The sequence below is a fragment of the Vibrio sp. 10N.222.55.C6 genome (genome assembly GCF_041473395.1).
Taxonomy (GTDB): domain Bacteria; phylum Pseudomonadota; class Gammaproteobacteria; order Enterobacterales; family Vibrionaceae; genus Vibrio; species Vibrio crassostreae_C.
In genome coordinates this window covers 1-643 of record NZ_JBFRSD010001144.1, presented here as the reverse complement: position 1 = coordinate 643, position 643 = coordinate 1, and the positions used below count along the sequence as shown (strand labels likewise).

1 protein-coding gene is annotated in these 643 nt (G+C 38.6%); it reads right to left on the bottom strand.

From position 1 onward, the window contains the following. On the bottom strand, positions 1-643 hold a 643-nt coding region (locus AB4486_RS27920), incomplete at both ends, for a DUF2357 domain-containing protein (protein WP_372120062.1).

The window sequence follows — 643 nt, the reverse complement described above, 5'->3', positions numbered from 1 at the left end:
ACTTTTGATACTTAGAAAAAGATTGCAGTCGATTATGAGGGGAGTTAATGACTTGCTTTACACCACTTTGCAGGTCTTCAACCAAACGCTGAAACTGAGCAAGCCAAAACAGTTCAAACTTTTCAGTACTGCGCTGTGATTGACTCACACCCTGATTTGTTTTGCTACTTAAGCTATAGCGCCAAAGAGGATAAATATCATCAATGGTACGATTAATCAAAGGAAGGTCTTGATCCATCACCATCTTTGTAGCAAAGATATTAAAGCTAACTTCAGCACTACAAAGCTTATCTCCCACTTGATACTCAATATTAAAACTGCAGTTACCGACATCATTACCAAAATTAATAGCAGCTTGTAGCCCATCACCATTTCGGGTTAGATGAAAAGCTTCTTCGATTAGACGATGCTTATGATTAACTGTTGCAGTATTCTTAATTACTGACCTTTCAAACTCAATATCAAACCAATACTGGCGATTTTCAAAAAAGAAAGGGGTAGCGATAGACGATGCACCCTCATCATCAAATGTAGCCGCTACTCCCCCCACACTAATCAATACAATATCACCAGAAGGCAATATCTGATCACGCTGTCTGTAAGTGTGCTCTAGTTTACTTAAAGGGCTATCAATATCATCACA